The sequence below is a fragment of the Pseudomonas sp. AC463 genome (assembly GCF_979253585.1).
Genome location: NZ_CEEDDZ010000075.1, coordinates 1 through 558, shown reverse-complemented (window position 1 = coordinate 558; position 558 = coordinate 1). Strand labels below are relative to the sequence as shown.

Annotated in this window: 1 protein-coding gene; it reads right to left on the bottom strand. The window is 68.3% G+C overall.

Annotation, left to right across the window (positions count from 1 at the left end; all coding sequences use genetic code 11):
* Positions 1 to 26: 26 nt before the first annotated feature.
* Positions 27 to 558 (bottom strand): hypothetical protein (locus AC0IYH_RS29140; RefSeq protein ID WP_471837488.1); only part of this gene is annotated, 532 nt, incomplete at its 5' end.

The following is a 558-nucleotide window of genomic DNA, read 5'->3' as shown; positions in this document are numbered from 1 at the left end:
CCATCATGCACCTTTATGAAAGGTCGTCAATAGCTATCTGACAGGTCCGCTGTTGCAGATAGCGGTGCACGGCGGATCGCGAGGAAGAATGCGCCGACCGAGAGCACGCCCGTGACCCCGCCGACGATCGCCAGAGCGGGGGCGAGATGGCCCTCCCCACCCAGCAGCGCGCTGACGCCGGTCACCAGCGACGGTGCGATGCCGAAGCCGATCAGGCCGGCAAAGGCGATGAACGCCCCGATGCACAGGCCCCGCAACTCGTTCGGGATGAGGACGGTGAGCGCGACGGATGTCGCGAGCCCCGTCACCGAAGGCGCGATCGGGAACAGGGCCGCCGGCACGCCGATGATCGCCGCGACCAGTGCCCCGATCAGCAGGCCGCCGCGCCGTCCGCTCTTTTGCCCTAAATCAGCGGTGAAGCCGCCCAGCAGCGTGCCGCCCAGACCGCTGACCAGCACCAGCGCGCCCATCCAGCCGGCGAAATCGCCCGGTTGCAACCCGAAGCGGCGCGACAACACGGGTGCGGCCCAGACAAGCGCGGCATTGTCGGCCATGACC